Raw genomic sequence first — 25,609 nt, 5'->3', positions numbered from 1 at the left:
TATGGCGGTTCTTGTCAATGAGCCGACATCTGAATCTGTTCAGGAATGACACCTCCAAAGCACCCAAGGGGGACAGAGGCCCCCCATGGAATTCAGTTATTTCTGCGACTGCAGAAAGCATGTCAGATACCGGTCTTAGTACAGACGCAGGTATTCCTGCACTTCCCAGTCCGTGACCGACTGGTGATAGCGTTCCCACTCGTCGTTTTTGTACTCGAGGAAGGACTTGCGCATCACCGGACCCATCACGTGCTCGGCCATCTTGTCATGGCGCAGCGCCTCGATTGCGTTCCACAATGTGCGCGGCAGGCGGCGGATACCCAGCTCGGCCAGTTCAGCCTCGGTCTTCGAATACAGATCGAAATCGGTGGGTTTACCAGGATCAACCTTGTTCTTGATCCCCTGAACGGCACAGGTCAGGTGCATCGCCATGGCCAGATATACGTTCATCGTCATATCGCAGGCACGGTTTTCGATGCAGTGACGGCTCTGCGGCAGGCGGAACTGAGCGGACCGGTTATTGAACCCGTAGGTGATATTCGTAGGCGCCCAGGTGACGGTGCCACCTTCGAAGCCACCCACACGCGGAACCAGACCGTTATACGAGTTCACAGTCGGGCAGGTGATTGCAGTGATCGCTTCGGCGTGCTGCATCAGACCACCGACCGCATACCGGCTTTCATCGGACCATTCGCCGTCCGGTGTCTCAAAGATATTCTCGCCGGGGCGGCTTTCATGCTGCATCGACATGTTGATATGCGCACCCGAACGCCAGTCACCCACAGTGGGCTTCGGCATGAAGGTCACGAACATACCGTGCTTTTTGGCAACCTCTTTCAGCACGATGCGCAGGAACGCCAACCGGTCGGACATCTCCAGCATGTTGGTATAGTGGAAATCCAGCTCGAACTGGGAATAGGCACCCTCGGCGACCACGTCGTGCAGGTTCCAGCCCAGATCCTCGATAATGTCGATCATATCCTTGAGGTAAGGCATCGAGTCGACGGAGTATTCCACGTCATAACCAAAGGCCTGACGACGCGGACGCAGACCCTCAGCCGGATCATCGTCAAAGGCTTTTACAGGCTGACCGTTCTCGTCATACTTCATGACGATGAATTCCGGCTCGACCCCGGCGTATCCGGTGTACCCTTCCTGGGCGGCTTCGTGCATCGCGCGCTTCAGCGCCTGACGCGGGCAGACATTGTAAGGCGCGTCTTCCCAATACAGATCCGAAAAGATAATCGCCAGCGTGTTGTCCCACGGACAGATATAAACCGCATCCAGATCTGGCACCACGACCTGATCACTGTCAGCGGGGCTAAGCTCGGGGACGAAGGAAATCGAGTGCACCGCGAATTGCGGGCCTTTGCCCAGACACAGCTGTTCAAAATCACTCATCGGGACGGGTTTGGTCTTGGGGATACCGTGCAGGTCGATCCACGCGCCCATCACATATTTGACGCCTGCCTCTTCCAGCCGCTTTTTGACGGCGGGAATTTTGGGACGGTTGCGTTCAACCGCTTCCTGAAAGCTTTCGTAGTAGATCTTGCTGTTTGCGTTATCTTTAGGCACTTGGCTTCCTCCTGTTGGGGGGCCGCAGATTTCCTGAATTCAGAATTCGGCGGCTTGGAAATTAGGCTGTGTTTTCGCCATGGGGAGAAAGCAGATGACCCGAAAATTAGGAGAGTGTCGGGGCATCTGCCTTCATGCAGCGTCGAGCGTTCAGCCCGCCACAAAATCGTTGGGATCAATGCCCGGAACCTTTGTGATACCGGCCAGTTGCTTCCAGTTATGGGGATAGGCGGCATAAAAGATCACGCATCTTTCGTCCGCCTCGTATGAGATGTGGTTGTCCTTGGGTACGAACAAAACGTCGCCGCGGTTACACACATATTCTTCGCCATCGCAGACCAAACGGAAAGTACCTTCCAGGCAATAGATGATCTCATCACAGGTCAGATCCCACGGCACCTTGATATTGTTGAGAACATTGATGCCGCCACACATGGATTCGCTGATCTGGCTGGTCACCATCGGCTTGATATAGGTGTCGCTGTCACCCATCGAATTGTACCGATCCTCGACCAGATCGAACTTGAAAAGTTGCGGTTTGTTGCCCATGGATCAGGACCCTTCTTTGGCCAGATGTTTCAGAATGGATTCGTTCAGCTCGACCTTGTAGCCGTCCGGGTCTTCGCAGAACGCGATGACGCGGGTGCCGTTCTTCATCGGTCCGGGCGGGCGGGTGATGTTCACACCTGCCGCCGCCAGTTCCTCGCAGGCTTTGTAAACATCCGGGGTTTCGATGCAGATATGACCCCAGCCGTTGCCCTTTTCATATGACTCTTCCTGATCCCAGTTGGCGGTCAGTTCCAGAGTCGGAGATTCAGCCTCGGGGCCATAGCCGATGAAGGTGTTGGTGAACTTGCCTTCGGGATAATCGGTACGGCGCAGGACCTGCATTCCCAGAATTCCACAATAGAATTCCAGCGATTTCTCCATATCCATTACCCGCATCATCGTGTGGGCAAGGCGGAAGCCGCTGCTCATGCTGTCGGACACATCATTCTCCTCAGTTCAGTGTTTTTCGGTGGCGGCAACATCCCGGGCCACCATTTCCTGAAACGCGCGGACGCTGTCTTCCCACGCCGGGGAAAGCACGCCGCCTTCCTCCGAGATGGATGACGTCCGGCCCAATTGCAGCCGTTCCGTCATTTCATGGTCTTCCTTGTGCACGTCCCACCACAGGTTCTTCAGCCCTTCGATTTCCTCTTGCGTCAGAGTCTGCCCTTCAGTGGTGTAAAGCGCGCGTTTCTGCATCATGGTGCCGGGGCCGGTCGGAATATTCAGATAGACCCCCAACTGATCCGGGAAATAGCGCCCCAGAATGAAGTTCGGATACAGCGTCAGATAGCGAGAGCTGACGCCCAGACTGCCGGTTGTCCCTATCTCTTCTTCCAGATCGACAGCGCTGCCCATGCAATTGCCGTCGATGATCGTATAGTGATCTTCCAGCGGCTGATCGGTGGTCGAGGAATGCACGAACTGCACGTGATACGGCTCGATGAAGTTCTCCATGATGAACTTCCAGTTGCAGGCAACTTCGCCGAAATCGAGCGTTCCAATACAGTCCAGTTTATCCCAGTCCATGCCTTCCAGACGGGCTTGAATGGTGGCGGAATATTCGTCGAAATCCGGCGCGCTTCCGTCAAGATTGACGAAGATCCAGTCATTCCAGACATGACTGCGGACCGGAACAAGACTGTTCTTTTTCTTGTCGAATCCGTTGGCCTGATGATCGTTTGCACCGCCGAAATGGGGTGCGGCGCGCAGCTGGCCATCCAGGTCGTAGGCCCAAGCGTGATAGGGGCAGCGGATCAGCTTGCCCACGTTCTTGGGTTCGTCGACCAGCGTCAGGCAGCGGTGACGGCAAATGTTGTGAAAGGCCCGGATCTCGCCCGCAGTATTGCGAACAAGCAGAAGGGGATGCTCGGCCACAGTGACCGGCACGGCGTCTCCGGCGGCCTGCAGTTCATGCACGAATCCGACGCAGACCCAGTTGCGCGTAAAAACCGACGCGCATTCCGCACGCCAGAATTCCGTATCCTTGTATGCTGCCGCAGGCAGACCGTGTTGTGGAGAGGTTTCTTCGTAGAAAGACTCAAGCAACGAATTGATTGGCTTCATCGTTCAAGTTCCTGACATAGGGTTTCGAGGTCAACTTCGCAGCTGTGCTGCCAACGTGGCTCCGTAGTGCCTGGGCAGCAGTGAACTGCGAAAATCGCATCGTGTCTACGATTATTTACGAATACATCACAGATACTTTAAGATTTGCGCAAATATCTTTCGATATCACCCGTCCATTATGACGTTTTCGCAATTTTGCACACCAAAAGTGGCACATCCCCCGGTTTCTCCGGAGGATCCCTACGAATCAAACAGCCTACGCCCGTATAAACTTCGTAATTCTGAACCAAGAGGGCTCAGAGATACGCGATTCAGGCACATGTCATGGGATCACCTTGCGCTGCGCATGGACCAATAATCGTCCGGCCTTTAACGTTATTGCATTCAAGATATCATCTACTGGCGGCATATCCCGGATCAGTCCAATACCTTCGCCCGCGGGTATCGCCTCGGGGGCGTTACGCAAGGTGCGCATGGCCACCGACTCGGGCCAGTCGGCAACCGTTTGCTGGGTCTGAAACGTGTCGTCGCCGGTGGCTTGTAACGCAATTTGGTATTGATCTGCCTGCACCTGCCCTTCGCGACTGGCCCAAAGCCGCGTGCCCATGACCACTCCATCCGCCCCCGCGACGATGCAGGCGGCCACGCCCCGAGAATCTGCAATCCCTCCGGCGGCCAGCAACAGAGTGTCGTGCGCTTCACGATACAGGAAATCCGCCACTTCCGGCAGCAAAGCCAGGGTTGTACGCGTGCCGGAAGGGCCGGTGGCAGCGCTGCCCTGCGCGACAACGATATCGGCGCCGGCCTCGACTGCCAAAGCCGCGCCTCGCAAGTCCTGCACCTGGCAGATCATCCGAGCTTTCGCCTGTTTTACTCGGGCCGCAAAGGGGCGCGGATCGCCGTGGGACAGAAAGATCGCGCGCGGACGCCGGGCCAACACAAGATCCAGCAGTTCGGGCGATTGCGCCAACTGCCAGGTCGAAAAACCACAACCTACCGATTCATTCCCGGTCGCACGAAACTGGGCTTCAATCCAATCCGTGTCACGGCCTCCGCCACCGATCATTCCAAGCCCTCCGGCCCGCGCCACAGCCGCAGCCAGGCGGCCATCGGCCACCCCCGGCATTGGCGCCAGTACAACCGGGCAGGTCAATCCGAACAGACGGGTCAATCGGGTATCGATCACGCTCCACCTCTTTAATAGTCAGCAAATTTAAACATGGACGCCGGAGTGCGACGAACACTCCGGCGACATTGAAGGTCTGGTTGCGGCACAATTTGCGGGGTAACCGCGCCCCGGAATCCAGGGTCAGATATCCAGCGTGTGCTCTTTTTCCCAACGCGAGAAATGACTGACAAAGGAATCCCATTCCTGATGCTTCATCTTCAGGTAAGCAGCCGAGAACTCTTTACCCATCGCCGCTTTCAACTCCTCATCCTTGTCGTAATCACGCAGAGCATCCAGCATGTTCAGCGGAAGTTTCGGTGCGTCGGTTACCGTGTGGCCTTCGGCATACATGTCGATGTCGTAGCGCCGACCGGGATCGGCTTTGGAGCGGATGCCCGACAGGCCAGCCGCGATGATAACGGCCTGCAACAGATAGGGGTTTGTCGCTCCATCCGGCAGACGCAGCTCGAACCGGCCCGGCCCCGGAACGCGAACCATATGCGTGCGGTTGTTGCCGGTCCAGGTAACGGTGTTCGGTGCCCAAGTCGCGCCGGACATGGTGCGCGGGGCGTTGATCCGCTTGTAGGAATTCACCGTAGGATTGGTGATTGCCGCCAGCGCGCTGGCGTGCTTCATGATGCCGCCGAGGAAGTGTTTGCCCTGCTCACCCAGACCAACCTCGCCGGTCGGGCCTTCGCCCTCGCCCGCAAAGACATTGGTTCTGGCCTCAGCACCCGGTGCATCCCAGACCGAGATATGGGCGTGACAGCCATTACCGGTCAGCCCTTCAACCGGCTTCGGCATAAAGGTCGCGCGGAACCCGTGCTTTTCTGCCACCGACTTTGTCATGAACTTGAAGAACGAGTGTTTGTCGGCTGTTCGCAGAGCGTCGTCAAACTCCCAGTTCATTTCGAATTGACCGTTGGCGTCTTCGTGGTCGTTCTGATAGGGACCCCAACCCAGTTCCAGCATATAGTCGCAGATCTCGCGCACCACGTCATAGCGGCGCATCACTGCCTGCTGGTCGTAACAGGGCTTTTCGGCCGTATCGAAGGGGTCGCTGACCTGTTCACCATCGGGGGTCAGCAGAAAGAACTCCGCCTCAATCCCGGTTTTGACGTGCAAACCTTCAGCGGCGGCCTCGTCGATCAGACGGCGCAGAACATTGCGTGGTGCCTGGGCCACGTCCTCGCCTTCCATCACGCAGTTGCCTGCAACCCAGGCGACCTCGGGCTTCCACGGCAACTGGATTACCGAGGAGGGATCCGGCACCGCCAGCATGTCGGGATGCGCCGGTGTCATGTCGAGATAAGTGGCGAAGCCTGCAAAACCCGCACCATCCTCTTGCATGTCAGCGATCGCTTGCGCGGGAACCAGTTTGGCCCGCTGCCCACCGAACAGGTCGGTGAACGATATCATGAAATACTTGACGCCATTTTCCTTGGCGAAAGCAGCCAGATCTGTCGTCATGGTCGGCTTTCCTTTCCCTGTTGATGTCATTTCATAGAAGAAAGGCGCCGCCCTTGCGGGCCGCGCCTTGTGTCGTTTTGCAGATCAGAACCCGGCTTTGCCCGGATACCAGTCGGTGCCCGCCAGCGGCACGCGCGCCATTGCGGCGGCTTCCATCGTCAGGGCGCACAGGTCCTCGGGTTCCAGATTGTGCAGGTGGTTGTGCCCACAGGCCCGCGCGATGGTTTGCGCCTCAAGCGTCATCACCTTCAGATAATTGCGCAGGCGGCGTCCGGCCTCGACCGGGTCAAGACGAGCGGCCAGATCCGGGTCCTGCGTAGTGATACCAGCAGGGCACTGCCCTTCATGCCAATCGTCATAGGCGCCAGTGGTCGAGCCCAGTTTCTGGTACTCGGCTTCCCATCTCGGGTCATTGTCGCCCAGAGCAATCAAGGCCGCCGAACCGATAGCCACCGCGTCCGCCCCCAGCGCCATCGCCTTGGCCACGTCGGCACCGGTACGAATACCGCCCGAGATCACCAATTGCACCTCGCGATGCACGCCAAGATCCTGCAGGGCCTGAACGGCCGGACGGATGCAGGACAGGGTCGGAAGGCCGACATGTTCGATGAACACGTCCTGCGTCGCCGCCGTACCGCCCTGCATCCCATCCATCACAACAACGTCAGCCCCGGCTTTTACGGCCAAAGCGGTGTCGTAATAAGGCCGGGTCGCACCAACCTTGACATAAATCGGCACCTGCCAGTCGGTGATTTCCCGCAGTTCAAGAATCTTGATTTCCAGATCGTCCGGACCGGTCCAGTCCGGATGCCGACAGGCAGAGCGTTGGTCGATCCCTTTGGGCAGCGTGCGCATCTCGGCCACACGATCAGAGATTTTCTGACCTAGCAGCATACCGCCGCCGCCAGGCTTGGCGCCCTGCCCCACGACAACCTCAATAGCGTCCGCTTTGCGCAGGTCGTTGGGGTTCATGCCGTAGCGCGACGGCAGGTACTGATAAACCAGTTTGGTCGAATGCCCGCGTTCTTCCGGCGTCATGCCACCGTCACCGGTCGTGGTCGAAGTACCCGCCATGGACGCGCCACGGCCCAAAGCCTCTTTCGCCGGCCCGGACAACGCGCCAAAGCTCATGCCCGCGATGGTGATAGGGATATCCAACTCGATGGGCTTCTTGGCAAACCGGGTGCCCAGCGTCACCGAGGTGTCGCAGCGCTCGCGATAGCCCTCCAGCGGATAACGCGATACCGACGCGCCCAGAAACAGAAGGTCGTCGAAATGGGGCACCTTGCGCTTGGCACCACCGCCGCGAATGTCATAGATGCCGGTCGCCGCCGCGCGGCGGATTTCCGAGTTGATTTCGTTGGTGAACGTGGCCGACTGGATCGGCACTGTGCGAGGGATGTTGGTATCCATGTCTTTCATGCCTTTGATCCTTAATACGCTGCCGCGTTGTCGATATCGAAATTGTAGAGTTGGCGGGCCGAACCATAGCGTTTGAACTCTTCCGGCTTGGCATCCGCTCCGGCGCGCTCCAGCAGGTCCTTCAGCACCTCCAGATGTTCCGGTCGCATCTCTTTCTCGATGCAATCCGCGCCGAGGCTTTTGACCGAACCGCGCACGAACAACCCGGCCTCGTACAGCGAGTCTCCAAGCGCGTCGCCCGCATCTCCGCAGACCACCAGATTACCGGCCTGCGCCATGAAAGCCGACATGTGGCCGATATTGCCATGCACCACGATGTCGATCCCCTTCATCGAGATCCCACAACGCGAACTGGCATTGCCCTTGATCACCAGCAGCCCGCCATGCCCGGTCGCCCCGGCATATTGACTGGCGTCACCCTCGACGACCACGGTGCCGGACATCATGTTTTCCGCCACACCGGGACCGACCGAGCCTTCGACCTTGATGGTCGCCTGCTGGTTCATTCCGGCGCAGTAGTACCCGGTTGAGCCTTTGACGGTGACTTCAATCGGCGCGTCCAGACCGACCGCGATGGCATGGCTGCCCTTGGGGTTCTGCACTTCCCAATTGGTCTGGTTGGTCTCTTTGCTTTGCGCCTGCAGGGTCGAGTTCAGACCGCGCAAGCCATTTTCTGCGACATCATACGTCTGCATATCAGTGGCTCCAGAAATAGACGGTTGCGGGTTCGGGTTCCCAGACCTTGGCGTCTTCGATACCGGGCAGGTTGACCAAGGCACGGTATTCGCTGCCAAAGGCCACGTACTGATCAGTCTCGGCCATCACCGCCGGTTTGCAAGCGATTGGGTCGCGCACCACGCCGAAGCCGTCTTTGGTTCCGACGACAAAAGTGAAGAACCCGTCCAGATCCTCAAGGCTGCTTTCCAGCGCCTCGCCCAGCGTCGCGCCGTTCTGCATTTTCCAGGTCAGGTATGCCGCACCGACCTCGGTGTCGTTCATCGACTCGACCCGCACGCCTTCGCGCTTGAGCTTGCGGCGCAGCGCGTTGTGGTTCGACAGCGAGCCGTTATGCACCAGGCATTGATCCGAGCCAGTGTTGAACGGATGTGCGCCCTCGGTGGTTACGGCGGACTCAGTTGCCATGCGCGTGTGGCCAATGCCGTGGCTGCCGCCCATGGTCGACACGCTGAACCGTTCGGCCACGTCCTTGGGCAGACCAACCTCTTTGTAGATTTCGATCGCCGCGCCGTCGGACATGACCCGCATCCCGGGGCGCAGTTCACGTACTGCCTGACGCGCCTGTTCGACTTTTGCGCCGTCCATCTCCAGCACCGCGTGGGTATCGTTGGCGCGCAGCGTCACGTCTGCCCCGATGGCTTCGCTCAGGTCGGCGGCCAGGGTGGCGAAATCCTCCTCAGGAGAATCCGATTGCACCGTCAGTTTGGCAGACCCGTCTGATTCCGCGCCGTAGATCGCGATTCCGGCGCTATCCGGGCCACGATCGGTCATCGTGACCAGCATATCCGTCAGCATCGAACCCAATTCGGGCTCTAGTGTCCTGTCTTTGAGAAACAGACCGACAATTCCACACATCAGCTTTTGTCCCCTGAAATTTCGTCCAGGGTGACGCTAACAGTTCAATTCGCACAAAGCAACACAAAGAAATTTTTTTTCCTCGCATGAATATTTTCAGGAAGCGGGCAAATGCCCAACAGCCCTACGATCAATCGCGCAGGGTGAAAAAACTTCAAACTGTTAGGGTTAGCTGGTTTGTGGATACGAAATAATCGACAGATATTTGGCAGGAAGCTTTACCAGAACCTCGGGCCCATGCGGCGCGTCGGCGTCAAAGAAAAGCGTATCCCCCGGTTTCAGGGGGTAGATTCTGTCGCCATGGCGATAGTCCACCGCGCCTTCCAGCATGTACAGCATCTCGATTCCATCATGCTGGAACGTCGGAAATCTGTCCGATTCTTCGTTCAGCGTGATCAGGTAGGGTTCGACCACCACACCGCTGGCATTCGCGCCCAGATGACCCAGCAGATTGTATTGATGACCAGCCCGGGTTCCGGCCCGCTCGGTCTCGACCCCTTCACCCGCTTTTGTATGTACTGCATTGCGGGATTCCTCAAACCTTCGGAAGAATGAGGTGATAGGTGTGCTCAACGCATTGGCCAGCAATTGCAGCGTGGTCAGTGACGGTGAAGTGGCGCCATTTTCGATTTTGGACAACATGCTGATGGACAGACCAGTCAGCGCCGAGAGTTCGGCAATCGTCGTACCCTGTTGAAGGCGCAAGGCCTTGATCTCTCGGCCGATAGCCGTTTCCAGGTTCTTTTCAACGCTGTCCCTGACTTTGTGCGGGTCCTGTGACAGCACCACTTTTTCGTCGGACTCGTCAATATGTGCCATCGTATTCCTCTTGATCCTCATCGTCCCCTGGGGCGACCATGGCACAGGACAGTCCGCGTTGTGTAGCTCTCCCAGCATGAAATTTGGTTTCACGCTGGGAAAATCGCTAACTCATCCCTGAAATAATCGAATACACCCGCCAACGTTTGTTGGGTATGTTGCTCAACCCGTTGCTTAACGATATGGGTCTTGACGCATGAATTATGCGCCGGATCGACGGAGACCACGTGTCGGAACAGCAGATCAAGAAATCGGAAGATATTGCGCACAAACTCTCATCGAGGATTGTCCGCGGCGAGTTTCAGCCCGGTGAAAAACTTCGGCAGGACCTGATTGCCCGCGAGCTTGGGGTGAGCCAGGTCACCGTTCGGGAGGCCCTGCTTAACCTCGCCGCGCAAGGGTTGGTGATCGGTCTTCCGCGCCGGGGCATGTGCGTGGCACCAATGGATCAGAACGCCATTCAGGAATTGCGGGTAATGCGCCGCGCGTTGGAACCGGTGGCGCTGCAACACTCTGTCCTGAACCTGACGTCAGAGCAGATTGCCCATATCGAAAAAGTTCATAAGGAATGCGATGCGGCTGAGACTTCTGAGGATTGGGAAGAGGCCAACCAACGCTTTCATTTGGCCGTGATCGCAGGCTGCAACATGCCACGTCTGATTGCCGAAATCAGGAACCTGCAATTGCTGTACGCCTGGCATTTCAACAATCGCCACACGACTAAATGGCGTAAGCGCAAAGACCCGGATCATGCTGCTATTCTGGCTGCCATCAAAGATCGCGATACCGCACGGGCCCATTCAGTCATGGAACGCCATCTGACCCGTTTGCCCTGACGGGATCAGCCGGGTTTTCGGGCGATGATCCAGATCGGGTGATACGTCAACGGCACACCGGCCTCGCCACCAAATTGCCTGACATATTCGTTCGTGAACGCAAGAAAGCGGGACTTGGTCCAGACACTTTGCGCACGCCCGTTCACGCCGGTATTCCTGAGATGCTCAAGGACTTTCCTGGGAGAAGAAAAATGCATCTGTCGACGGGTCTCACCAACGGCCACGACCTCAAGAGCTCCATCCACGGCAGAGGCCAGATCTTCAGGCCGACACAAGCCAGGTGCTTTGGCCGCAGACCCGATCTGGACCAGTTCACGATACTGTTCCGGGCCAAAACCTGAAACGGCAAGCCATCCACCCGGTACCAGCGCGTTTGCCGCCCTGCGTAGAAAAGCGGCGGGATCAGGCAACCACTGAATCATCGACGCCGACGCAATCAGAGCCGACTGATAAGGCCACGCGACTGTCTCAGCATCTCCGCACAGAAAATCCGCTCCGAAAGCAGCGGCGGTCTCGTCGGCCTCAGGCGACAGGTCGTTGATCGTTAACCTACCGAATCCGAATGACTGACGCAGACGTTCTGTCAGGTGACCCGTGCCGCAGCCAAACTCTAGTGCGGACGTGAATTGCTGCGGGGCACCGCTGTTACGCAGGTCATGCACAAGACGGTCAGCGATCCGGGCCTGCTGGCAGGCGCAGTCGTGATAGGTGCGGAAGCTTCGGCTGAAACTGCGCTGAACGCGCCCGGCCATCTGAACATTCATGCGATCCACTGCCCCCAATCCTGCCCGCTGCGGAACGGAACGTGTGAGGCCGGGATACTCTTGACGGCGTGCTGTTGAGAGGCCCATGCAATCTCCTGCGCGCGAGTGGGAATGATCCGGTCCCGGTTGGGAATCCAGACCCGGTCGAACTGGTGCTCAGGCGCCGTACCGCGTTCGATCACGGCGTATAGTTCTGCCCGGGCCGCGTCGATGGCGATCTCAGGGGCTGGCCCGCCCAGACCTGCGCGGTGGCAGAATTTGGCAAAACTATCAATGGTCAGTTGATCCGCTGTGGCGCGGATCATTTCCGGCGCTATGCCGCGCTCTGCCTCGGCGGGGGCAAGCGTGCCGCTGACCGCAATCAGCCGGTCCGGCCGGAACCCTGTTTGCGTCAGCCAGTGTGCGGCCGATGCCACGCCAAAAGAAAAAGCGAGCAATGTGACCTGGTCATACTGCGCCAGGCCCTCCAGCATATCATCCAACCGGGTGTAGTCATCAACCAGCAAAACATCCCGGTCCCCGTTCAGACCTGCGAATGGGACTGCGCTCAAAGCCCATCCCCCGAAAATCAAAAGCAAGTCTTCGGTGCCTGACCGGGATAACCACTGACTTTTCATGATGAGCCTCTGGCCAGTGAAACCATGGCCGACGTCACCCGGCTCAAGTCATCCGGTGAGATGATGTAAGGCGGCATGCAATAGATATTGCGAGCAAACGGCCGCAGCCACACGCCGGTTTCCGGCGCCAGCCCATGGGCGACGGAGGGATCAACCCACTCTTCCATCTCGATAACACCGATAGCGCCCAGCACACGGACATCGGCTACACCGGGCAAATCGCGCGCCGGAGCCAGTTCCTGTGCCATCTGGTCGGCGATTGCGTGCACCTCGGCCCGCCAACCCCGGACCGACAGCTGCTCCAGGCTGGCCACCGCCGCGGCGCAAGCCAAGGGATTGGCCATATAGGTCGGACCGTGCATCAATACGCTGGCTTCGCTTTCGCCGATCCGGCGCGCGACGGTTTCGGTGGTAACAGTAGCCGCCAGAGTGATATGGCCACCGGTCAGGGCTTTACCCACGCACAGGATATCTGGCACAACACCGGTGTGATCCATTGCGAACAGTTCACCGGTGCGGCCAAACCCGGTGGCGATTTCGTCGAAGATGACCAGTACGTCGTGTGCTTTGCACATCTCATGCGCACGTTTCAGCCACGTCGGGTGATAGAAATACATGCCCCCGGCCCCCTGAACGACGGGTTCGAGGATCAGCCCCGCGATCTGGTCGGACTTGCTTTCCAATAGTTCTTCCAGCGCACCCAGCCCGTTTAGCTCGGTGTCGTCCGACCATTCCTGACCAAACTGGACTTGCGGACGCGGCAGGAAATGCTGGACCGACAAAGCGCCACGGAACAGACCGTGCATTCCGTTGACGGGGTCACAGACGCTCATCGCTTTCCACGTGTCGCCATGATAGCCGCCCCGGATTGTGGCGAATTGGGTGCGCCCGGTGTGGCCCAGGGCCATCTGGTACTGTACCGCCATTTTCAAGGCAACTTCGATGGCCACAGATCCGCTGTCGCTGTAGAAAATGCGATCCAGCCCGTCGGGCAGCAGTTCGACCAGTTTTCGACCCAGCTCAATCGCGGGGTTGTGTGTCAGCCCCCCAAACATCACATGCGGCATTTGATCCAACTGCGCCCGCATGGCCCCGATGATCGCGGGATGACGGTGCCCATGCACCGTGCACCACCACGACGCCATCGCGTCGATCATCCGGGTTCCGTCCTCACAGGTCAGCCATACGCCGTCGGCCCCGGTGATCAGATGCATCGGACCAGGGTTCAGCACGTTGGTATACGGGTGCCACAGGTGGCGGGCATCAAAATCCAGCGGGGTCACAGAGCGCTCCGAATTGCATTGACGTCAATGGCGGGGAAGGCATCGGACAGAGTCTCGCGGGACAAATCGCCGATAAAGGGCAACCGACCCAGATGCCTGACACTGCACATTTCGACTATCGTTTGCTCGACATCCGCCTCGGCTTCTCCGACAAAAGCCACGCCGACCACGTTGCACCCGGCATTGCGCAGGGCCATCAGGGACAGGGTTGTATGGTTGATCGTTCCTAGCGCCGTGCGCGCCACCAGAACAACCGGCGCCCGCCACCGGGCAATCACATCAAGGAAAAAGACCTTGCGATTCAGCGGAACCATCAGCCCACCGGCGCCCTCAACAACCAAGGGGCCAGAGACTTGGGGCAGGGTCAAACGGGCTGGATCAATCTCGATCCCCATCTCTTCGGCCGACAAATGGGGCGAGGCGGGCATGTTGAGCCGATAGGCCTCGGGCAACACATCGGCATCCGTCAGTGCACTGACCGTTTCCGTGTCGGTTGCCTCTTCAAGTCCCGATTGCACCGGCTTCCAATAACTGGCACCCAGCGCGGCGGTTAGACCTGCGGCGAACACAGTTTTACCGATGCCGGTGTCGGTGCCAGCGACGATCACGGTATTCATGCGGCCTCCTGCTGGTGATTGGCGAGCGTTTGGAACAGGGCACTGATGTCGGCATGGGTCACATTGCCGGTAATGGACACCCGCAGGCGCGATGTGCCACGCGGCACAGTCGGCGGGCGGATACCGCGAACGTCAAACCCCTGTTCCTGCAGGGTGGAGGCCAATTCCATCGTCCGGGCCTCACCCCCCAGAATGATCGGAATGATCTGGCTGTTCAGCGCCAATTGCGGAACGCCATTCCTCCGGGCCTCAGTGTGCGCGTGCTGCATGCGGGCCGTTGCGGCCTCATGCAGTTGGGTGTCCGTTTGCAAATGCGCCAACACCGCCCGAACCAGGGCAGCGTTTAACGGCGACGGAGCCGTGGCGAAAATGAAAGGCCGCGCTCGGTTGATCAGCGTATCGATCATCACTTGCCGACCGCAGATCAGCCCACCCGAGACGCCCAGCCCCTTGCCGCAGGTGTGCAATGTCAGCACTTCGGCCTTTATACCGTGTGCAAGCCCCCTGCCCCGTGGTCCAAAAACGCCGGTGGCATGCGCTTCGTCCACGACCAGAATTGCGCCATATTCCTGGGCAAGATCGGAAAGCTCATTCAAAGGCGCGACATCGCCTTCCATCGAATAGACGCTTTCCACCGCGATCCAGATTTGGCCGGCGCCTCCGGCAGCCAGCCATTCTGTAACGGCGCGCTTGGCGTCGGCCACGTTGTTATGCGCGAACGCGCGGGTGTCGGCGCGGCCCATGCGCATGCCTTCATGCGCGCTGGCATGTACCAGATCATCGTACAGGATCAGGTCTCCGGCAGCTGGAAGGGTCGAGAAAATTGCCTGATTTGCCTGAAACCCACCCCCCATGAACAACGCGGCCTCAGCGCCGAAAAACGCGGCTACCTCTTCTTCCAGAGCTTCATGTTCGGGGTGATTTCCGCGCAACAACCGGGATCCGCCCGAGCCCAGCGGCACCCCCCGCGCCAGCGCCTCTTGCGCCGCGCGGCGCAACAGCGGGGATTGGGACAGACCCAGATAATCGTTGGAGGCGAAATCCAACCCACGCCTAGGGGCCAGCACCCGGCGGCGATGCCGGGTGTCCAGTGTCTGAAGCATCGAGTTCAGGCGGCCCAATGCTTTCATTCAGCGGCTTCCGAACAGCTTTCCCCGGCTACGGATTCGGCTTCCAGTCCCAGTTTGGCAAACAGGATCGCATCGGTGTCTTCTTCCGGGTTTTCCGCGGTCAGAAGAGTTTCACCCACAAAGATAGAATTCGCACCCGCCAGGAAACACATGGCCTGAAGCTCGTCACTCATCTCGCTGCGCCCTGCCGACAAACGCACATAGGATTTCGGCATCATGATACGGGCGGTGGCAATCACCCGCACAAAATCGATCGGATCGATTGGCTTGGCGTCGGCCAGCGGCGTGTCTTCCTGCGGCATCAGCATGTTAATTGGCACAGACTCGGGTGCCGGGCCCATGTTGGCCAGGGTCACCAGCATATCGATGCGGTCCTGAACCTCTTCGCCCATCCCGAGAATACCGCCAGAGCACACTTTGATCCCGGCCTCTTGCACGCGGTTCATCGTGTCGATCCGGTCCGCGAAAGTGCGGGTGGTAATGACCTCGGGGTAATACCGCTCGGAGGTATCGATATTGTGGTTGTAATAGTCCAGACCCGCGTCACGTAGGCGGATGACCTGATTGTCGTCCAGCATGCCCAGCGTCATGCAGGTCTCCATGCCCATATCCCGAACACCTTCGACCATGGCCACCAAGGCATCCATGTCCCGGTCCTTTGGCTCGCGCCAGGCCGCACCCATGCAAAACCGGGTTGCCCCACCGTCGCGCGCCTGCCGTGCCTGGCTCAGGACACGCTCGACCTCAATCAGTTTAGATGCTGACAGTTTCGAGCCGTTTCGGGCCGATTGCGAACAATAGGAACAATCCTCGGCGCAGCCGCCTGTCTTGATCGACAACAGCTTGGACGTCTGGATTTTATTGGGGTCAAAGTTCTCGCGATGGACGGTTTGCGCGCGAAACAACAGGTCCATCAACGGAAGATCATACAGGGATTGCGCGGCCTCGCGGGACCATGTGTAGGTGGCGTTTTCCATTTTATCGATAATTTCCCCAATACTATGTTCCTGACATTTCTAATATCGATAAACGTTAAAATCACAACTGGGAACTGCCAAATCAGCGCAGTCTCGCTATTGAAAACGACTTAACGGACTATCCGAATTGTCCGATCCAGATGAAAATCCGTCTGGCTCGGGGGCTTTCCTGCCCTCTCGGCGCCAATACCGAGCAAATAATTTCTGGGTCGGTCTCGTGCATATGATCGCCTCGCATTGCCGAGAGCCAAAATCTGCTTCCTGATCTCTTGGGAGATATGTGGCAGAGCGATGTTTGCCACTGAACGCGGACAGCGCAGGGTTAACGGTCGGCACCATTGCTGCGGCGAGGCCGTGCTTAGCTTGCTGCCCTGATACCCTCCGAAGTGGACCTTGGCATCCGGCACCAATTTGCAGTCCGGGCGCAGGTAATAGCGTCAAGCCTTTGGCCGATCAGACGCCGTTCACATTTGCTGACATCAGAATTGCCCATGGGAATCGGTCACCGCGTAGTGCCATGCACTTTCAGGTTTCGTGCCATATTGCTCATCTGCTTGTAAATATTGCCAGCTTCCGGGTACCAACTGGCGACGTCGTCGCCTTGCTCCGAAACAACCAGTTCATCGCCCCTGGCAGCGGGACCGGTCAGCGCCTGCTGCGGGCCGAATGCGGCCACATTTTGAGCTGTGCTATCGAGAAGCTTTGCATTGAGCTGTTGAGCAACCTCGTCAGAAACACCTGCCTCAGCCCAGGCTTCACGCGCAATGGCTTGCAAAACCACAGTGAAATTATTCGAGATCACGGCCGCCGCGTGGTAAAGACTTTTGCTTTCAGACCGGATGGAAAAACACTCAGCGCCCATTTTCTCCAGCATGGGCTGAATTAACTTTTTGGCCTCCTCGTCCCCTTCCAGCCCGCAAAGCGCGCCTTTGAATTGCTCCTGTGCGGCCAAAGGAACAGCGAAAGACAGCACCGGATGAGCACTTGCGAGCCGCCAGTTCAACCTTCGCAACGGAGCCATCTGCTCGGCCGGGAAATAGCCGCTGCAATGGAACGCGGCCGAGGATTGATAATCCGAATTGCGATCTCTGAAAGCACTCTCCAGTTTGGCGGCGGCAGCGGAAATTTGAGAATCGGGAACTGATATAATCCACAGGTTGGCGGGCCGCAGGTCCGAAAAGTCTTCCACTGCCCGGCCATTGCCTGTCAATCGGGCCGCCTCCTGAGCAGATTGATACCTCGCACTCACAACATCCTGGACAAAATAGTCGTCAAGATCGTCCAGCAAGCGGATCAGAGTTTGCCCCACACGCCCGGCGCCGATGACGTTCACTTTGAATTGAGACATGTCGGAACCTTTCTATTGAAACTCTCTCTGTCCGGCCGAATTCGGCTAAGAACCATAAGTCAATTGCCAAGACCTGACAGCCCAGATCACACAGGTTGAATTGCCAACACGGTTGGGTGCTCCTGAAACTGTATCGGCAACTCTCGTCCAACCAGCAGATTAGGCAAGACAAAATTTATCACACAATTCACATGCATAATGATATTGTGACTTTTGAATATAGGAAATGAGCAACTCTGGCACCCGGCATTGCGGAGCTATTTGATTGGGAGGATTTAATGCTTCGACTTACTTTATGTCTACTGACCATGGCTTCACTTCCATTCAGCGTCCTTGCTGACGCTGTGCCAAGCAAAGAAGCCGCTGAGGGTACATTCGCCGAACGACCGTTCTCTCCCTATGCAAATCGGACTTTTCCTGAACGTCCCCTTTGGGGGGACACGCATTTGCACACGGGCCTTTCACTGGATGCCGGTGCATTTGGGAACACATTGTTGCCGGACGACGCATGGCGTTTCGCAAAAGGTGAGCAGGTTATTTCGTCCACGGGCCAACCGGTTCGGCTGGCAAGGCCACTGGACTGGATGGTTCTTACGGATCACACGGACCTGATGGGGTTTGCACCCGACCTTCAAGCCGGGAAACCTGGTGTTCTTGCAGATCCAAAAGGGTTGGAATGGTACGAAGGCTATAAAGCGGGCGGTGAAAATGCGGCCAAGGCAGCCTTCGATATCATCACAAACTTTTCCCAGATGACCCTGCCCGAAATCCTGTTGGAATCCTACAGCCCCGGTGCCGACGCATTTGCGTTTACGTGGGAGCAAATCGTTATGGCGGCAGAGCGTCATAACGATCCCGGCACCTTTACCGCATTTATCGGGTTCGAATGGACGTCGGTGCCGAAAGGATTCAACCTGCACCGAAACGTCATGCTTCGCGACGGTCCGATCCGCGCGCTGCAGATGGTGCCCCCGGTCACGCAGCCTCCATACGGTGATACGGACCCAAAAGCGCTTTATGCCTGGCTTGAGGAATACCAGGACAAAACCGGCGGCCGCGCCGTTGCATTTGCGCATAACGGCAACCTGTCGAATGGATGGATGTTCCCAACCGAAGACACTTATCACGGTGGTAAAGTCGATGAGGAATATGTTCAGAACCGTGCAAAGTGGGAACCACATTACGAAGTCACGCAGATCAAAGGGGACGGCGAAGCGCACCCCTATCTGAGCCCCGATGACCCGTTTGCCGATTATGAAAACTGGGACGTTGGCAATCTGGATATCACCGAGCTCAAGACCGATGACATGCTGGCCGGGGAATACGCGCGTGAGGCACTCAAGCGCGGCCTGGCGCTGGAGGAGAAATTCGGTGTGAACCCCTATAAGTTCGGCATGGGAGGCGCGACGGACAGCCATACGTCTCTCGCGACCGCTGAAGAAGAGAACTATTTTGGCAAATCTGTCAGCGCCGAACCTTCCGCAACGCGGGTTCTTCATCCCTTTGTCGAAAGCGACCTGGGAGCCTTTGAAGGTCATACTCTGGTTGCGTCCGGCTACACCGCAGTTTGGGCGTCCGGGAACACACGGTCAGCCATTTTCGATGCGTTCAAACGCCGGGAAACCTACGCCACCACAGGGCCCCGGATTGGCTTGCGCTTTTTCGGCGGCTGGGACTTTGCCGAAGAGGATTTATTGACCCGACTTGTGGCGGACGTCGGTTACACCAAGGGCGTCCCAATGGGCAGCGACATGCGCCCGCGTGAGGGTGACGGCGCGCCGACCTTTTTGATTGGCGCCCTGCGTGACCCTGTTGGCGCAAACCTGGACCGGGTTCAGGTCGTAAAAGGTTGGCTGGGTGCCGATGGTGAAATGCACGAAAAAGTCTACAACGTCGCGTGGTCGGATGATCGCACGCTGGACGCCGACGGACAGTTGCCCGAGGTCGGCAATACTGTAAACCTCGAAACGGCAAGCTGGAGCAATACGATCGGCGCATCTGAGCTGGTAACGGTCTGGACCGATCCCGATTTCGACCCGAATGCGCGCGCCTTTTATTACGTGCGGGTACTGGAAATTCCGACACCACGTTGGGTTCTGTACGACAAGCTTAGGTTCGGTGTCGACCTGCCGGAAGAGGCACAGCTGGTACATCAGGAACGCGCCTATTCTTCACCCATCTGGTACACGCCCGCCGAGTAAACGACTTTCAGCAGATATCAAACGCTCCGGGCAGGAATCACTGCCTGGAGAGTTTTCGGATATACCAAGTCCCCGGATAATCGGGCTGGCCATTTGCCCTGGTCTGATGCTCAATTCAGCAATGCTGTTCGGTTGGAAACATAGTCGAGAGCTTACATGCGCGTATTTAAAGAACCCCTGTTTCATTTCGTACTGATTGGGCTAGCCATCTTTGGCTGGTTTTATCTGGTTACTCCCGAAGGCGAATATCCCGAACCGGGTGAAATCATCACGGTCGACAACAAAGACCTCGAGCTTTTGATTTCGCGCTTTGAAACCAGCTGGAACCGCCCGCCAAACAACAAGGAAATTCAGGCGTTGATAGACGCATTGGTCCGTGAGGAAGTTCTTGTGCGAGAAGCGCGAAAGCTGGGATTGGATCAAGGCGATCAGGTGATCCGTGCCCGACTGGCGCGAAAGATGGACTTTTTGACAAGCGCCGTTGCAGCGTCCGTGATTCCGGAGGATGACGTCCTGGAAGAATTTCTCGCCGCAAATCCCGAGCGGTTCTCGACGTCACCGCGTATCGCCTTCGATCAGGTATATCTGGGTGAAACCCCCAAGGCCGGTGATGTCGAACTAACTCTGGCAGCCCTGAATTCCGGATCAGACTGGTCAGCCGCCGGGCTACAATCCCTGTTGCCAAAATCCATGCCTTTGTCGGCCAACCGGGTCGTGGACTCGGCATTTGGCCAAGGGTTCGCGAAGTCCCTCGAACAATTGGAACCAGATGTCTGGTCGGGTCCGATTCAATCAGGGTACGGGTACCATCTTGCCCGGATCACTGGCTCTTCGCCCGCGAAGCTACCGCCGCTGGAAGACATTCGCGATATTGTTCTACAGGAATGGCGCCGGGAAACTGGGGAAGAACTGGCGCAGGCCCAATACGACTCTCTTGTTGCCCATTACCAAATCGAACTGCCGGTCTTTGAAGAGGCCAAAAAATGAGGTCGGTCTTCTGCCTGCTGCTGGCGGTCTGGATGGTAGGCGCCGGGAAATCCGCACATGCCCATGCACTGGACCCGGGATATCTGGATCTCCGGCAATTGGCATCGGAAACATGGCAGGTTCTTTGGCGGCAGCCAGATGTAAATGGCCGGCCCATGGGGATCGACGCGCGCCTGCCTGAACATTGCGTACCAGCGCGAGGTCCTGAGCCCATTTCGGACGGCGTTGCCTGGATGTCTGCCTGGGTCGTGGAATGCAATGCAGGGTTGGCCGGGCACTCCATAACCATAGACGGTCTCGAAACCCAAAGAAACGATGTCTTGGTGCGTTTGCAACCACTGAATTCAAACGCGACAACCTTGCGGTTTACACCTAATGCGCCAAGCCAGATCATACCGGAACGCCCGACGACGTGGATCGTATTCCTCAGCTACTTCCAGTTGGGGTTCGAACATATTCTCGAAGGCTGGGATCACCTGCTTTTCATCTTCGCACTGCTTGTTCTGGTGCGCTCCCCATGGCGGCTGGTGGGTGCGGTCACGGCTTTTACGGTGGCTCATTCGATCACGTTGGCCTTGGCCACTTTCGGTGTATTGCACGTTCCGGGACCTCCGGTCGAAGCCGTGATCGCCCTTTCAATCGTGTTTCTTGCGCTGGAAATCCTCAAACACAAGGATGGTCAGCTTCGGCTGTCCGAACAGTACCCGTGGATCGTGTGCTTTTGCTTCGGTCTGCTACACGGGCTTGGATTTGCGGGCGCTTTGTCGGAAATCGGTTTGCCGTCCCAGGATATCTTCGCAGCACTGCTTGCCTTCAATATTGGCGTCGAAGCAGGACAGCTCACGTTTATCGCAGTTATCCTGTTTACGATCTTCCTGTGGCGCCGCCTTGCGCCATCCCTATCTACTGACGCTCAACCGATCGCCATTCCCCTGACCGGCTATTTCATCGGCTGTGTGTCGATTTTCTGGCTGGTCGAGCGTGTGAGTGGTTTTTGAAGCCCTCTTTCCACCAAACCAAACCTGCGCATCGCCTTCGGACCAAGGCGCATATTTGTCCATGACGAGCGCAAAGGGTTCGCTGTCCAAAAACCGATCCAACCAGGCGATCAGGTGTGGCCACGCCTGCGCGTCGAACCACACCCTATCTATTTGGGCAAACTGCCGGACAAACGGCAGCAGGGCCAAGTCGGCCAGAGTTGGCCTGTCGCCGAACAACCAATGCCGACCATTCAACCGGTCATTGAGTTCGACCAGATAGGCGGCGGCTTTGGCGCGCTCAGCTGTCTCATCCAGATCCGGATAGCGCGTGGCATATTTTGTATGATCCAGCGCAGCCTTGAATGGACCGTCGTTGGTTGCAATCAGGCTCCAGCCCTCCTCCGGCATGTCCAAAAGCTGCTGCGGGTCGTTTTTTCTGAGCGCCCAGATCATGATGTCCAGACTTTCGTCCAAGACCTGATCTTCCAGCCGGAGTGCGGGCACCGTTCCCGAAGGTGATGTTTGCAGGAACGCATGTGGTTTATTCCTCAGCAGAACTTCGCGCAGTTCCACGGCCACACCCGCGCTCATGATGGCAAGGCGAGCCCTCATTGCGTACGGGCAGCGGCGAAACGTCCACAGGATGGGGTGCTGTGTCATGCCGCAAAATATCCGACAAAACGCTGACAGGATCAAATTCTAATCAATGTGATTTCTGGTACAATAAAACCCACACGGCTTTCAGAGTGGTTTATCGTTGTTATCGCAATGACCCGATTTAAAGAAAATCGTGCTAACGGAAGTCCGGATCGACGACAAATCAGGTATTCGTTGCGACTGGCATCGAGCTGACTTACGCAGGGGTCAGTCTACCGCCCGGCATTGAATTTCGCCTGTATCCAGTCGACGAATTGCGCGGCATGGGGGTTGGCAGTTTCACCTTTGTTCCGGATCAGAAAATATCCGTCGCGCCCGACCACTTTGCAATCGAACGGAGCAACCAGATCACCCCGCTCAAAGGCCCGTTCGACAAGGGTTGTATGCGCCATCGTCACACCTTTACCGGCCTGCGCCATTTTCAGCGCCAGGACATAGGTGCTGAAATAGTGCCGGTTGTTCAAGTCCAACCCCTTCACACCTGAATTAGCAATCCAGAAATCCCAAGTCTCGCTGATCCCCGTCAGATCGAGAATACGTTCCCCGTTCAGGTCGTCAGGCGTGTTCAGCCGTGCGGCAACTTCCGGGGCACAAACGGGCATCAGCATTTCTTGTCGTAGTCGAATGGCCCCGTCGCGAAAGGTCTCCTCGCGGCCATAGTGAATTTCGATATCTGCGCTGGTTTCAAGGAACTCTCGCTCCCACAGAGCCGTTGAGACAGTCAACTGAACATCCGGGTGGGCATCCATGAACTCATCCAGACAGTCCATCAGCCAGAATGATGCGAAAGAGTAATTCACCTTCAGGTGAAGATTGCGCCCGGCTGAATAGCCCAGAAACGAACGGGTTCCCTGTTCCAACGTATTAAACGCGCGGTCGACAATTGGCAGGTAATTGCGCCCCGCCTCGGTCAGGTTCAGGCCACGGTGACGCCGGATAAACAACTGCTGCCCCAATGCCTGTTCCAGCAGACGAACCTGTTTGCTTACCGCAGATTGGGTGATCAGTAATTCCTGTGCGGCATCGGTGAAACTCAGATGCCGGGCCGAAGCCGAGAAAGCACGCAGCCAATGCAATGGAGGCATGAATTCCTTGCGCTTTTCCGATAGCATTTGCATTGCCCCAACGTTGCTATTCCATTTCGTCGTATAATGGCGTGAGATAGGCCTTTTGAAAAGTTGGGTGTAAAGATCCGTCTTCAAATCAGCGAAACCTTTTCCCCATAACCCGTGTCCGAAAAGCGCGACGGGCAGGCGATCCCTTTGTTATCAAAATCGGCTGGAAAAGCACCCGACCGCAATTACTGCGGCTTTGTCAAATTGTTCACTGTTTGCCGAAAAGCCTGACCTGAGCCAATACCGAAACAGCTTCGGAAAGAATCGCGCGACCCTAGCCATATCGGTTTCGTAAGAAAGGTGGATCACGCGTGACGCGGAAATTCTTCGACGCCGCGAAAGTTGAAGTAAATAGATAGTACGCCCAAACAACGTCGCCGGTCATAGAAAGAGGGATTGGGAAGCCCTTGGCTTAGGACAGGTCGGAAAAATTCAGCATAACGCTTCCCCACCCCGACATTACGAGGACAATAACCTACAAAGCCATCATGCGATGTTGAACTGTTGGATCGTCAAGTGAACGCCGCAGGTTGCTGGTTATTCGCGGGTCAAAGGCCAATGGTTTTATCTGTTTCGCGCTGTCGTGTCGAAACGGTCCAGACTCTGAAGGAACGGGGCTGCAGGGCTTGTCTCCTAGGCACGAGATCATTTACCAATGATGACAAGTCAACAATAGGTAGCCGCGATGTCAAAACGTGAAATGCAGCTGGAAGCAGAACTGAGACAAGTACGTGAGCTGGAAAGCAACCTTACTTTTCGGATCGCGACCGTAAACAAGGTTCTGGAGCAGCAGACAACAAAGCTCATCAGCGACACATCGCTTGGATTGACCGGATATCGCGTGATGCGGGTTGTCAGCATTTTCAAAGAAATCACTGTCTCTGAACTAAGCCGACAGATGGTTGTCGACCGGGCATTGATCAGCCGTGTTTCTGCGGCCCTCGTGGAACAGGGATATGTGGAATATCACGAAGACGCCGCCAATAAACGCAAAAAGCTGATTTCATTGACGCCTGAAGGTCAGACACTGATGGCCAAGTTGGCACCACGCTTTGAACGGCGCCGGGCGCAATTGGAAAATGCTATAGGAGAAACGGCCATGCAAGGGCTCTGGCATGCACTTGACGCCATCTCATCGCTTGAATTTGACGATCCATAGCACTTTACTTGTTCATTTGATCTATTATTGTTGACTAGTCATCATTTAGTAAGGCACAGTCTTCCTGAGAACTAAATGCGTTCAATTTGGGAGGATAGAATGTTCAAAGCAGTCGCCACCGCTGCCCTTGTCGCAGTCGGCACCTTGACCGGTGCCAGTATGTCACTTGCCGAGACCTGGAAACCAAACGGCCCGATCACGCTAAAGATTTCGTTTCGCGCGGGAGGGGGAACAGACACCCAGGCTCGACTGATCGCATCCGAGCTGGCAAAGCGCCACGGTTGGGAGATCATTCCTCAGAATGTGGCCGGTAAGGGGGGCGCGGTCATGGCACGCGATCTGGTGGATGATCCTGCTGATGGTCTGACCATTGGCATGACAGTAACCGAGGCGTTGACATACAGCCCCCACGCGACCCGTGGTGCAGGCTATGCGCTGGAAGATTTTGACCTGCTGACCACTACAGCAGGCACTCAGATGGCGCTGTTTGCCAAATCCTCTCGTGGCTGGAAGACCCTGCATGACGTGATTGCTGCGGCCAAACCAGGCGAAGATATTTCGGCCGGAGCGTTCAGCCCGCGGGTTGCCGATGCGCTTTATCTTCTGTCTCAGAAATCCGGCGTGGATTTCCAGACCGTTATGGTCAAAGGCGGCAAGGGCAGCATCAATGGGGTGATGGCTGATGATTTGGACATAGCCTGGGGCGCCGGACCGCAAAACAAACGGTTCTGTCGCAAACTTTTTAAATGGCAGAGCATCGGTGGAATTGGTGAGCA

General features: G+C 57.0%; 25 protein-coding genes. 6 read left to right on the top strand and 19 right to left on the bottom strand.

Annotation, left to right across the window (positions count from 1 at the left end; genetic code table 11):
- Positions 1-135: 135 nt before the first annotated feature.
- The 10 genes from GOX66_RS16675 to GOX66_RS16630 all read right to left on the bottom strand — a co-directional run bounded on the left by GOX66_RS16675 (position 136) and on the right by GOX66_RS16630 (position 10,162).
- On the bottom strand, positions 136-1,575 hold the full coding sequence (locus tag GOX66_RS16675; RefSeq protein WP_170763872.1) for a type I glutamate--ammonia ligase: 1,440 nt from the start codon (positions 1,573-1,575) through the stop codon (positions 136-138).
- 150 nt (positions 1,576-1,725) lie between these two features.
- On the bottom strand, positions 1,726-2,124 hold the full coding sequence (locus tag GOX66_RS16670; protein ID WP_170763871.1) for a cupin domain-containing protein: 399 nt from the start codon (positions 2,122-2,124) through the stop codon (positions 1,726-1,728).
- 3 nt (positions 2,125-2,127) lie between these two features.
- On the bottom strand, positions 2,128-2,565 hold the full coding sequence (gene gloA, locus GOX66_RS16665; protein ID WP_170763870.1) for a lactoylglutathione lyase: 438 nt from the start codon (positions 2,563-2,565) through the stop codon (positions 2,128-2,130).
- A 15-nt stretch (positions 2,566-2,580) separates the two neighbouring features.
- Positions 2,581-3,690 carry an aromatic ring-hydroxylating oxygenase subunit alpha gene (locus GOX66_RS16660; protein ID WP_170763869.1) on the bottom strand — a complete coding sequence of 370 codons (1,110 nt, stop codon included), beginning with the start codon at positions 3,688-3,690 and terminating at the stop codon, positions 2,581-2,583.
- A gap of 322 nt (positions 3,691-4,012) precedes the next feature.
- Positions 4,013-4,876 (bottom strand): NAD(P)H-dependent flavin oxidoreductase, encoded by an 864-nt coding sequence (locus GOX66_RS16655; RefSeq protein WP_336509495.1) that lies wholly within the window; start codon positions 4,874-4,876, stop codon positions 4,013-4,015.
- Positions 4,877-4,999: 123 nt separating this feature from the next.
- Positions 5,000-6,328: a type III glutamate--ammonia ligase gene (gene glnT / locus GOX66_RS16650; protein ID WP_170763868.1), complete on the bottom strand. Its 1,329-nt coding sequence runs from the start codon at positions 6,326-6,328 to the stop codon at positions 5,000-5,002.
- A gap of 84 nt (positions 6,329-6,412) precedes the next feature.
- A complete protein-coding gene (locus GOX66_RS16645; RefSeq protein ID WP_170763929.1) occupies positions 6,413-7,741 on the bottom strand; it encodes an FMN-binding glutamate synthase family protein in 1,329 nt (442 codons plus the stop codon).
- A gap of 20 nt (positions 7,742-7,761) precedes the next feature.
- Positions 7,762-8,445, bottom strand: coding sequence for a GltB/FmdC/FwdC-like GXGXG domain-containing protein (locus tag GOX66_RS16640; protein WP_170763867.1), 684 nt, complete (start codon positions 8,443-8,445; stop codon positions 7,762-7,764).
- Position 8,446: 1 nt separating this feature from the next.
- Complete coding sequence (locus GOX66_RS16635) at positions 8,447-9,343, bottom strand: class II glutamine amidotransferase (RefSeq protein WP_170763866.1); 897 nt, start codon at positions 9,341-9,343, stop codon at positions 8,447-8,449.
- A 168-nt stretch (positions 9,344-9,511) separates the two neighbouring features.
- On the bottom strand, positions 9,512-10,162 hold the full coding sequence (locus GOX66_RS16630; protein ID WP_170763865.1) for a helix-turn-helix domain-containing protein: 651 nt from the start codon (positions 10,160-10,162) through the stop codon (positions 9,512-9,514).
- A gap of 203 nt (positions 10,163-10,365) precedes the next feature.
- On the opposite strand from GOX66_RS16630, the gene GOX66_RS16625 reads away from it, so the two are divergent.
- A complete protein-coding gene (locus GOX66_RS16625; protein WP_170763864.1) occupies positions 10,366-10,998 on the top strand; it encodes a GntR family transcriptional regulator in 633 nt (210 codons plus the stop codon).
- A gap of 5 nt (positions 10,999-11,003) precedes the next feature.
- Here the strand turns inward: GOX66_RS16625 and GOX66_RS16620 are convergent, their stop codons facing one another.
- The 7 genes from GOX66_RS16620 to GOX66_RS16590 form a co-directional block, all read right to left on the bottom strand.
- Positions 11,004-11,762, bottom strand: coding sequence for a methyltransferase domain-containing protein (locus GOX66_RS16620; protein ID WP_237212648.1), 759 nt, complete (start codon positions 11,760-11,762; stop codon positions 11,004-11,006).
- A complete protein-coding gene (locus GOX66_RS16615) occupies positions 11,759-12,379 on the bottom strand; it encodes a pimeloyl-ACP methyl esterase BioG family protein (RefSeq protein ID WP_170763862.1) in 621 nt (206 codons plus the stop codon). The genes GOX66_RS16620 and GOX66_RS16615 overlap by 4 nt, the downstream gene beginning before the upstream one ends.
- Positions 12,376-13,662, bottom strand: coding sequence for an adenosylmethionine--8-amino-7-oxononanoate transaminase (gene bioA / locus GOX66_RS16610; protein ID WP_170763861.1), 1,287 nt, complete (start codon positions 13,660-13,662; stop codon positions 12,376-12,378). The genes GOX66_RS16615 and bioA overlap by 4 nt, the downstream gene beginning before the upstream one ends.
- Entirely contained in the window at positions 13,659-14,279 is a 621-nt protein-coding gene (gene bioD / locus GOX66_RS16605; protein ID WP_170763860.1) for a dethiobiotin synthase, read from the bottom strand. The genes bioA and bioD overlap by 4 nt, the downstream gene beginning before the upstream one ends.
- Positions 14,276-15,409 carry an 8-amino-7-oxononanoate synthase gene (locus tag GOX66_RS16600; RefSeq protein ID WP_170763859.1) on the bottom strand — a complete coding sequence of 378 codons (1,134 nt, stop codon included), beginning with the start codon at positions 15,407-15,409 and terminating at the stop codon, positions 14,276-14,278. Before GOX66_RS16600 ends, bioD begins: the two co-directional genes overlap by 4 nt.
- The gene (gene bioB / locus GOX66_RS16595; protein WP_170763858.1) at positions 15,406-16,386 is read right to left on the bottom strand and encodes a biotin synthase BioB; all 981 of its coding nucleotides are present in this window, start codon (positions 16,384-16,386) and stop codon (positions 15,406-15,408) included. Before bioB ends, GOX66_RS16600 begins: the two co-directional genes overlap by 4 nt.
- A 502-nt stretch (positions 16,387-16,888) precedes the next feature.
- Complete coding sequence (locus tag GOX66_RS16590; RefSeq protein ID WP_170763857.1) at positions 16,889-17,734, bottom strand: Rossmann-like and DUF2520 domain-containing protein; 846 nt, start codon at positions 17,732-17,734, stop codon at positions 16,889-16,891.
- A 278-nt stretch (positions 17,735-18,012) separates the two neighbouring features.
- On the opposite strand from GOX66_RS16590, the gene GOX66_RS16585 reads away from it, so the two are divergent.
- The 3 genes from GOX66_RS16585 (at position 18,013) to GOX66_RS16575 (ending at position 21,920) form a co-directional block, all read left to right on the top strand.
- Positions 18,013-19,935 (top strand): DUF3604 domain-containing protein, encoded by a 1,923-nt coding sequence (locus GOX66_RS16585; protein WP_170763856.1) that lies wholly within the window; start codon positions 18,013-18,015, stop codon positions 19,933-19,935.
- A 156-nt stretch (positions 19,936-20,091) separates the two neighbouring features.
- A complete protein-coding gene (locus GOX66_RS16580) occupies positions 20,092-20,922 on the top strand; it encodes a peptidyl-prolyl cis-trans isomerase (RefSeq protein ID WP_170763855.1) in 831 nt (276 codons plus the stop codon).
- A complete protein-coding gene (locus tag GOX66_RS16575; protein WP_170763854.1) occupies positions 20,919-21,920 on the top strand; it encodes a HupE/UreJ family protein in 1,002 nt (333 codons plus the stop codon). The genes GOX66_RS16580 and GOX66_RS16575 overlap by 4 nt, the downstream gene beginning before the upstream one ends.
- Here the strand turns inward: GOX66_RS16575 and GOX66_RS16570 are convergent.
- Both GOX66_RS16570 and GOX66_RS16565 read right to left on the bottom strand, forming a co-directional pair.
- Positions 21,822-22,562 carry a glutathione S-transferase N-terminal domain-containing protein gene (locus GOX66_RS16570; protein WP_170763853.1) on the bottom strand — a complete coding sequence of 247 codons (741 nt, stop codon included), beginning with the start codon at positions 22,560-22,562 and terminating at the stop codon, positions 21,822-21,824. The genes GOX66_RS16575 and GOX66_RS16570 overlap by 99 nt on opposite strands.
- Positions 22,563-22,771: 209 nt before the next feature.
- Entirely contained in the window at positions 22,772-23,671 is a 900-nt protein-coding gene (locus GOX66_RS16565; RefSeq protein ID WP_170763852.1) for a LysR substrate-binding domain-containing protein, read from the bottom strand.
- Between the two features lie 688 nt (positions 23,672-24,359).
- Between GOX66_RS16565 and GOX66_RS16560 the strand changes: the two genes are divergently transcribed.
- On the top strand, positions 24,360-24,833 hold the full coding sequence (locus tag GOX66_RS16560; protein WP_170763851.1) for a MarR family winged helix-turn-helix transcriptional regulator: 474 nt from the start codon (positions 24,360-24,362) through the stop codon (positions 24,831-24,833).
- Positions 24,834-24,932: 99 nt separating this feature from the next.
- A partial coding sequence (locus GOX66_RS16555) for a tripartite tricarboxylate transporter substrate-binding protein (protein ID WP_272871522.1) occupies positions 24,933-25,609 on the top strand: 677 nt, incomplete at its 3' end.

It is taken from the genome of Ruegeria lacuscaerulensis, assembly GCF_013031245.1.
Lineage (GTDB): Bacteria > Pseudomonadota > Alphaproteobacteria > Rhodobacterales > Rhodobacteraceae > Ruegeria > Ruegeria lacuscaerulensis_C.
Note: the sequence above shows the minus strand (reverse complement) of the source record. Positions and strands in the feature narration are given on the sequence as shown.

Bases quoted from the DNA above. Each gene is read 5' to 3' on its own strand.
- glnT (WP_170763868.1), bottom strand. From the start codon at position 6,328: ATGACGACAGATCTGGCTGCTTTCGCCAAGGAAAATGGCGTCAAGTAT.
- GOX66_RS16635 (WP_170763866.1), bottom strand. From the start codon at position 9,343: ATGTGTGGAATTGTCGGTCTGTTTCTCAAAGACAGGACACTAGAGCCC.
- GOX66_RS16565 (WP_170763852.1), bottom strand. From the start codon at position 23,671: ATGCTATCGGAAAAGCGCAAGGAATTCATGCCTCCATTGCATTGGCTG.
- GOX66_RS16630 (WP_170763865.1), bottom strand. From the start codon at position 10,162: ATGGCACATATTGACGAGTCCGACGAAAAAGTGGTGCTGTCACAGGAC.
- GOX66_RS16560 (WP_170763851.1), top strand. From the start codon at position 24,360: ATGTCAAAACGTGAAATGCAGCTGGAAGCAGAACTGAGACAAGTACGT.
- GOX66_RS16590 (WP_170763857.1), bottom strand. From the start codon at position 17,734: ATGTCTCAATTCAAAGTGAACGTCATCGGCGCCGGGCGTGTGGGGCAA.
- GOX66_RS16625 (WP_170763864.1), top strand. From the start codon at position 10,366: ATGCGCCGGATCGACGGAGACCACGTGTCGGAACAGCAGATCAAGAAA.
- GOX66_RS16615 (WP_170763862.1), bottom strand. From the start codon at position 12,379: ATGAAAAGTCAGTGGTTATCCCGGTCAGGCACCGAAGACTTGCTTTTG.
- bioD (WP_170763860.1), bottom strand. From the start codon at position 14,279: ATGAATACCGTGATCGTCGCTGGCACCGACACCGGCATCGGTAAAACT.
- GOX66_RS16580 (WP_170763855.1), top strand. From the start codon at position 20,092: ATGCGCGTATTTAAAGAACCCCTGTTTCATTTCGTACTGATTGGGCTA.
- GOX66_RS16670 (WP_170763871.1), bottom strand. From the start codon at position 2,124: ATGGGCAACAAACCGCAACTTTTCAAGTTCGATCTGGTCGAGGATCGG.
- GOX66_RS16575 (WP_170763854.1), top strand. From the start codon at position 20,919: ATGAGGTCGGTCTTCTGCCTGCTGCTGGCGGTCTGGATGGTAGGCGCC.
- GOX66_RS16585 (WP_170763856.1), top strand. From the start codon at position 18,013: ATGCTTCGACTTACTTTATGTCTACTGACCATGGCTTCACTTCCATTC.
- GOX66_RS16645 (WP_170763929.1), bottom strand. From the start codon at position 7,741: ATGGATACCAACATCCCTCGCACAGTGCCGATCCAGTCGGCCACGTTC.
- GOX66_RS16620 (WP_237212648.1), bottom strand. From the start codon at position 11,762: ATGAATGTTCAGATGGCCGGGCGCGTTCAGCGCAGTTTCAGCCGAAGC.
- GOX66_RS16660 (WP_170763869.1), bottom strand. From the start codon at position 3,690: ATGAAGCCAATCAATTCGTTGCTTGAGTCTTTCTACGAAGAAACCTCT.
- bioB (WP_170763858.1), bottom strand. From the start codon at position 16,386: ATGGAAAACGCCACCTACACATGGTCCCGCGAGGCCGCGCAATCCCTG.
- GOX66_RS16600 (WP_170763859.1), bottom strand. From the start codon at position 15,409: ATGAAAGCATTGGGCCGCCTGAACTCGATGCTTCAGACACTGGACACC.
- GOX66_RS16640 (WP_170763867.1), bottom strand. From the start codon at position 8,445: ATGCAGACGTATGATGTCGCAGAAAATGGCTTGCGCGGTCTGAACTCG.
- GOX66_RS16570 (WP_170763853.1), bottom strand. From the start codon at position 22,562: ATGACACAGCACCCCATCCTGTGGACGTTTCGCCGCTGCCCGTACGCA.